Source organism: Candidatus Magnetaquiglobus sp. (assembly GCF_058402785.1).
Map to the genome: position 1 here is coordinate 1 of NZ_JBZVFG010000087.1, position 6806 is coordinate 6806.

Genomic DNA, 6806 nt, shown 5'->3' on the forward strand with positions numbered 1-6806 from the left:
TGATCTGGCTTGAATAGGGTTGATATTATTATTGAATGTCAACACGCCCTACAAAGCCTGCTCCTGACGGGTAGGTTGAATGAGCACATTGGCAGGAATTTTCAGTCCTTTGTGAAGGCGACGGATCATGTCCAAGGAGAGTTGTCGCTTGCGGTTCAGAATTTCCGCCACCCGTGCCCGACTGCCAATGAATGGTTCCAACTCCTTACGACTCAGTCCCATCTGTTCCATCCGGAACCTGATCGCATCGACAGGATCAGGCAGGTCAATGGCATGATATCTGGCTTCATAAGCAGCGATCAGCGTAGTGAGGACATCCAAACGATCTCCTTCTGGCGTGTCTGGATCGGCATCCATCAGTCGCTCCACTTCAGCCAACGCGGCGTCATAGTCCTGTTCGGTCTTAATGAGTTGGATTTCCATCACACGGTCTCCGCATCAATCTGATCGTATTGGTAATGGGTGCCGACAAAACGGATGTACACGACGCTATAGGGATAGTTGATCTTTACGACCAACCGGTACTTATTGCCAGCAATGTTGAAAACAACCCGATTTCCCGTGAGAAAACTGGCATGGCGGAATTGATTTTTGACATCGGCAGGGGTTTTCCAGTCTGCCTGGGCCACAAGAGCATGCCAAGATTCAAGAGCACCCTTGCAATCCAGGTTGGCAGGATTGCGTTCCCAAAATTCCCGTAGCATGCGTTTGGCGATGATTCTCATTGCTTAAGGATATAACGCTCCCAAATAGGGAGCAAGGAAAATAGGATGAACAACCATGCTGATCAGCCAATCCGACTGGGCGCGTCAGCAGGGATTCTCGCGCCAGTACGTCAGCAAGCTGGTGAAGGGCGGCACCATTCGGCTGGTGGACAACAAGGTGGATACTGTCCAGGCCGAAGCCGCCTTGGCCTCCATTCGTGAACCCGCCCGGGAGCCACAACGCAAACCGGCACCGGAACCAATCCTTCAACCACGTCCATCACCTTCACCCGTCATCGAACCGCATGTCAGAACCAATGCAAAGACGCCGGCGTTCGATCTGCCCGGCGGGCCAAGCGGCGATCTGCCCACGCTTTTGCTCAAGGCCCGTATCAAAAGCGAGTTCAAACGGGCCAGCCTGCTGGAGATCCGGGAGAAAGAGGAAATCGGCAAACTGGTGGATGCGGACGAGATGCACGCTGCGGCCTTCAACCGGGGACGTGCGATTCGGGCGGCCTGGGAGGCATGGCCCAACCGGGTGGCCGGTCCCATGGGTGCCGAACTCGGGGTGGAGATGCGCACCCTGCGCAGCACGTTGGAGAAGTTCGTCCGGGCACATCTGCTGGAGCTGTCGGGTACGATGGGAGGAGATGCGACCGATGAATGAGACCGCCCGGCTTTATAACGAGGCATTCTCCCAGGGGCTGAGACCCGATCCTCTGCTGCTGGTCTCCCAGTGGGCCGATCAGCATCGGGTGTTGTCGTCGGTCTCCTCCAGCGAACCGGGCTTGTGGCGCACACCCCGCACACCCTATTTGCAAGAGATCATGGATTGCCTCTCCCCATCCTCACCGGTGGAACGGGTGGTCTTCATGTCCGGGTCGCAGCTGGGTAAAACCGAATGCGGTCTCAATTGGTTGGGCTACATCATCCATCAGTCACCGGGACCGATTCTGATGTGCCAACCCACCGTGGAGATGGCCAAGACCTATTCCAAGCAGCGGCTTGATCCCCTGATCGAAGCCAGCCCGGTGTTGCGGGATCTGGTCCGGGAGTCCAGATCGCGGGACAGCGGCAATACGGTGCTGTCGAAGGAGTTCAACGGCGGCATTCTCCGGATCACCGGGGCCAACTCGGCGGTGGGACTTTCCTCCATGCCGGTGCGTTTTCTCTTCCTGGACGAGGTGGACCGTTATCCAGGGGATGTGGACGGTGAAGGCGATCCCGTGGCCCTGGCCATCCAGCGGACCGCGAATTTCGCCAATCGCAAGGTGCTGATGACCTCTTCGCCGACCCTCAAGGGGTTTTCGAGGATCGATGCCGCTTTTACCGAAAGCGATCAGAGACACTATTGGGTGCCTTGTCCGTTTTGCAGACAGGAGCAGATTCTGGAATGGCCCCAGGTCCGCTGGCCGGACGATGAGCGGGAGAAGGCCCATTACGTCTGCATCCACTGTGCGGTGATCATTCAGGAGCACCACAAAGGATGGATGCTGGAGAACGGACGCTGGATTGCCTCGGCTCCGTGGGATGGTCTGACTGCGGGGTTCCACTTATCGAGTCTTTACAGCCCGTTGGGTTGGATCTCCTGGGGACAGATCGCCGTGGAACACGGACAGGTGTACCGCGATCCGCCACGCCACAAGGTGTGGAAGAACACCAAACTGGGTCTGCCCTGGGAGGAGGAGTTCGACAAGTTCGACAGTGACGACCTGATGGCGCGTCGCGAGGCGTTCGGAGCGTATTTGCCAGCCGGGATCGTCGTCCTCACCGCTGGCATCGACGTCCAGGACGACCGGTTGGAAATCGAGATCGTCGGCTGGGGTCGGGACGAGGAGTCCTGGTCGGTGGACTACCGGGTGCTCTGGGGCGACCCTTCCGGTCCGGCGGTCTGGCAGGATCTGGAAAATTTATTGAGAAAGCCCTTTCCACATGCCCGGCAAATGCCGGACCTGCACATCCGCGCCACCGCCCTGGACACCGGCGGCCACCACACCCTGACATCCTACGCCTTCTGCCGCACGCGTCAGGATCGACGGGTGTGGGCGATCAAGGGCCGGGGTGGCATGGGCGTGCCGATCTGGCCGCGTCGAGCCAGTCGCAACAACAAGGGCAAGGTGCCCCTGTTCATTGTCGGCGTGGACGCCTGCAAGGAGTCCATCTACGCCCGTCTGCGCATGAAAGAGCCTGGACCGGGCTATTGCCATTTTCCCCTCGACCGGGACAGCGAATGGTTCCGCCAGTTGACCGCCGAACGGGTGACCACCCGCTACCACAAAGGCCATCCGATCCGGGAGTGGAAAAAGCGAGATGGGGATCGCAACGAGGCGCTCGACTGCCGGGTGTACAGCATGGCCGCGCTTCAGGGATTGGTCGCCATGGGACTGCTGCTGAACAAGGAGGCCGAAAGGATGCTGGAGATCCCGCTCAAGGAACCCCTCGCCGGCACGGAGGAGAAACCGGCCAAATCCTCCACGCCGAAATCCAAACGCCGGATCTATCACTCCCCCTGGATGCAGTGACATGGCGACGCTTGCCGAATTACAAATCCGCCGGGACCGTCTACTGGAGCGATTGGAGTCCCTCCAGCGGCGCGTCACCCATGGAGACAAGAGCGTGGAGTTTGACCTGTCCCAGGCCAGCACCGCCCTGGAGCTTTTGGAGCGGGAGATGGCCCGTGCCCGCGATGGCCGTATCTTGAGACACCTTCGGGTGCGCAGCGACAAGGATCTGTGAGCATGGGATTCTGGCGCAGACTTTTCGGTGGCGGCATGCCTGCCCGCAAGGCCGCCGGCTACGAAGCCGCCGCCACGGGTCGTCGCCTGGGCAACTGGTTTCCCGGTTCCGATGGAGCCAATGCGCTGCTGTTTCGCGATGCGGATCTGATGCGCTCCCGCGCGCGGGATCTGGTCCGGCGCAACGCCTGGGCCTTCAACGGGGTGGACTCCCTGGTCGCAAACCTGGTCGGAACCGGCATCAAGCCGCGCTCCACCCACACCGATGCCGCCTTCAAGGAGCGGGTGCATGCGTTGTGGCAGGAGTGGGGCCGCGAGGCGGATGCCCACGGCGTGCAGGGAGTTTACGGTCTGCAGGCTCTGGCGGTTCGGGCGATGGTCGAGGGCGGCGAGGTGCTGGCCCGCCTGCGGGATCGCAGTCCAGGTGATGGGCTGGCGGTGCCGCTGCAAATCCAGTTGCTGGAGCCGGAGCATCTCCCTTTCACCCTGAATCGCGACCTGCCCAACGGCAACCGCATCCGCGCCGGGATTGAATTCGACCGCATCGGGCGGCGTGTTGCCTATCATCTATATAGAGAGCATCCGGGCGAACGGGTCATGGGCGCCGGTCTGTTTGGTGACCCGGTGCCGGTTCCGGCTTCGGAGGTGATCCATCTGTTCCGTCCGTTGCGGCCCGGCCAGATCCGGGGCGAGCCGTGGTTGACCCAGGCACTGGTGAAACTCCACGAGCTTGACCAGTACGACGATGCCGAACTGGTCCGCAAGAAAACGGCGGCCCTGATCGCGGGATTCATCACCAAGCCCTCGCCGGAGTTTGCCCTGGCCGGCGAGGATGATGCCACCCCGGACGAACACGGGGCCGTGCCCGTCACCTGGACCCCCGGCACCATGCAGGTGCTGATGCCCGGCGAGGATGTGAAGTTCTCCGAACCGGCGGATCTGGGCGGGCAGTACGCGGAGTTCATGAAGACCCAGCTTCGCGCCGTGGCGGTGGCCATCGGCGTGACCTATGAGCAGCTCACCGGTGATCTATCCGGGGTGAACTATTCGTCGATCCGCGCCGGGATGGTCGAATTCCGCCGCCGCATGGAGCAGTGGCAAAGGAGCGTCGTCATCCACCAGTTCTGCCGACCCGTTTGGGAGCGGTGGATGGATCGGGCGGTCTTGTCCGGGGCGCTGGAGGCTCCCGGCTACGCCCGTCGTCGCCGGGAATATCAGGCGGTGAAGTGGATCCCGCAGGGTTGGGCCTGGGTCGATCCGCAGAAGGAGTTCAACGCCGTGGTCATGGCCATTCGCGCCGGGCTTCTCAGCCGGGACGAAGCGGTGGCCACCTACGGCTACGACGCCGAGGAGATCGACCGGGAGTGCGCCGCCGCCAACGCCCGCGCGGACAAACTGGGGCTGGCCCTCGATTCGGATCCGCGACGCCGCACCCGCACCGGGGCGGCGGTGCAAGAGAGCCAAACGTGACCATGAACCCCGCCTCGGCGGGGTTTCGTATTTCTGGAGGTCAACCAAGATGAACTTCCTGCCCCATCTCGCGGGTCGCGTGCTGGGCGTTCCCCTGCTGGTGGAACGTGCCCGACTGGAGACCATTCTGGCCGTGATCGCGCCTCGCGTTGGCATCGAGGCCTCCGGTTTTGCACCCGAGGCTCCGGCCACCACGGCCTCGAACGATCTGATCGTCACCCCCGGTGGCATCGCCATCGTGCCCATTCACGGCACCCTGGCCAAACGGATTGGCGCGGTGGAGGCCGCCTCCGGCCTGACCGGCTATGCATCCATGGAGGAGATGATCCTGGATGCCGCAACCGACCCGGCGGTTCGGGCCATCCTGCTCGATATCGACAGTCCGGGTGGGGAGGTTGGCGGGGTGTTCGATCTGGCGGCCATGATCCGGGAAGCACGGCAGGCCAAACCGGTTTGGGCGTTGGCCGATGATGCCTTCTCGGCGGCCTATTTGTTGGCGTCCGCCGCCGAGCGCATCTACCTGCCGCAGACTGCCGGAGTCGGCTCGGTTGGCGTCATTGCCGTCCATGTGGATGAGTCCGAGCGGGATGCCCAGGAGGGGCGGCGCTATACCACGGTCTTTGCCGGAGCGCACAAGAACGATTTCTCCAGCCACGCTCCACTCTCCGACGATGGTCGCAACCGCCTGCAAGCCGAGGTGGAGCGGATTTACGGCCTGTTCGTCTCAACCGTGGCCGCCAATCGCAATCTGACCGAAGAGGCGGTCCGCGCCACCGAGGCGTCCATCTTTTTCGGAGCCGATGCCGTGACTGCCGGGCTGGCCGACCGGGTGGGCACGCTGCGCGAGGCCTTGGCCGAACTGTCTGCCGTCATCAACCCGCCGCGTACCACCACTATCACCACCCAGAAGGAGTTTCGCATGGAGACACCCATCATCCAGGCGGCGGGAGCCGTCACCCCGGACCCGAACGCGATCCACGTCGAGGGTCGCCAGCAGTTCCAGGAGGAGGCCCAGGCCATCGTCGATCTCTGCGCCCTGGCCGACGCTCCCCAACTGGCCGGCGACTTCATCGCGCGTGGCATGAAGGAAACGCAGGTGCGCAAGGAGTTGATGGCCCGTCGTGCCACTGGGCCGGAGATTCACTCCCAGGTGTTGCCGGGTAATGGCACCCGCATCCAGCCCGCTGCCCAACTCGATTCCAACCCGGTGGTCGCCGCATGTCGTCGGCTGGTCACCCGCCACACAGCCCAGGGAGGAGTGTAAACCATGTCCAACCTCATCGAACCGAACAATCTGGGCGATCTGCTAAAATACGAAGCGCCCCACTTCTACAGCCGTGATCTTCTCACCATCGCCAATGGCCAGAACCTGGCCTTGGGGGCGGTCGTCGGCCTCAAGAGCAGCGACGGCAAAGCGCGCGTTCTGGCACCCGCTGCCACCGATGGCACGGAGATCGCCGCCGGAGTCCTGCTCGTGGCGGCGCACCCCTCCGGTGCGGATGGGCAGGCCCTGGCCGTGGTCCGGCATGCCATCGTTGCAGAGACCGCCCTGGTCTGGCCTGCCGGCATCACCGCCAATCAGAAAACCACTGCCCTCGGCCAGTTGAAAGCCATCGGCATTCTCGTGCGCAAAGGAGCTTGATCATGCTTGCCGCCAATCCCTTTTCCCAGGACGCTTTCGGCGCGGTGGCCCTGACTGCGGCCATCAACATCCTTCCCAACCGCTACGGTCGCCTCGAAGAGTTGGGCCTGATGCCCGCCCGGCCCGTGCGTCTGCGCAATATCGCCATCGAGGAGCGCAACGGGGTGCTCTCCCTTCTGCCCACCGCCGTGGTCGGCTCGCCCGGCACCGTCGGGACGCGGGGCAAACGCAAGATCCGCTCCTTCGTCATTCCGC

The 6806-nt window shown here is 62.5% G+C and carries 9 protein-coding genes; 7 read left to right on the forward strand and 2 right to left on the reverse strand.

Annotation, left to right across the window (positions count from 1 at the left end; genetic code table 11):
• Positions 1–48: 48 nt before the first annotated feature.
• The gene (locus ACV4UY_RS16380) at positions 49–423 is read right to left on the reverse strand and encodes a helix-turn-helix domain-containing protein (RefSeq protein ID WP_491608627.1); all 375 of its coding nucleotides are present in this window, start codon (positions 421–423) and stop codon (positions 49–51) included.
• Positions 423–725, reverse strand: coding sequence for a type II toxin-antitoxin system HigB family toxin (locus tag ACV4UY_RS16385; RefSeq protein ID WP_491608628.1), 303 nt, complete (start codon positions 723–725; stop codon positions 423–425). Before ACV4UY_RS16385 ends, ACV4UY_RS16380 begins: the two co-directional genes overlap by 1 nt.
• A 55-nt stretch (positions 726–780) precedes the next feature.
• Here ACV4UY_RS16385 and ACV4UY_RS16390 point away from each other — a divergent pair, with 55 nt between their 5' ends.
• The 7 genes from ACV4UY_RS16390 to ACV4UY_RS16420 form a co-directional block, all read left to right on the forward strand.
• Positions 781–1371 carry a hypothetical protein gene (locus ACV4UY_RS16390; protein WP_491608629.1) on the forward strand — a complete coding sequence of 197 codons (591 nt, stop codon included), beginning with the start codon at positions 781–783 and terminating at the stop codon, positions 1369–1371.
• Positions 1364–3226 carry a phage terminase large subunit family protein gene (locus ACV4UY_RS16395; RefSeq protein WP_491608630.1) on the forward strand — a complete coding sequence of 621 codons (1863 nt, stop codon included), beginning with the start codon at positions 1364–1366 and terminating at the stop codon, positions 3224–3226. Before ACV4UY_RS16390 ends, ACV4UY_RS16395 begins: the two co-directional genes overlap by 8 nt.
• A 1-nt stretch (position 3227) precedes the next feature.
• Positions 3228–3440: a phage head-tail joining protein gene (locus ACV4UY_RS16400; protein WP_491608631.1), complete on the forward strand. Its 213-nt coding sequence runs from the start codon at positions 3228–3230 to the stop codon at positions 3438–3440.
• 2 nt (positions 3441–3442) lie between these two features.
• Positions 3443–4909, forward strand: a complete 1467-nt coding sequence (locus ACV4UY_RS16405; protein WP_491608632.1) for a phage portal protein — start codon at positions 3443–3445, stop codon at positions 4907–4909.
• A 49-nt stretch (positions 4910–4958) separates the two neighbouring features.
• Positions 4959–6173: a S49 family peptidase gene (locus ACV4UY_RS16410; protein WP_491608633.1), complete on the forward strand. Its 1215-nt coding sequence runs from the start codon at positions 4959–4961 to the stop codon at positions 6171–6173.
• A 3-nt stretch (positions 6174–6176) separates the two neighbouring features.
• Positions 6177–6551: a head decoration protein gene (locus tag ACV4UY_RS16415; RefSeq protein WP_491608634.1), complete on the forward strand. Its 375-nt coding sequence runs from the start codon at positions 6177–6179 to the stop codon at positions 6549–6551.
• A 2-nt stretch (positions 6552–6553) separates the two neighbouring features.
• Positions 6554–6806 (forward strand): major capsid protein (locus ACV4UY_RS16420; protein WP_491608635.1); only part of this gene is annotated, 253 nt, incomplete at its 3' end.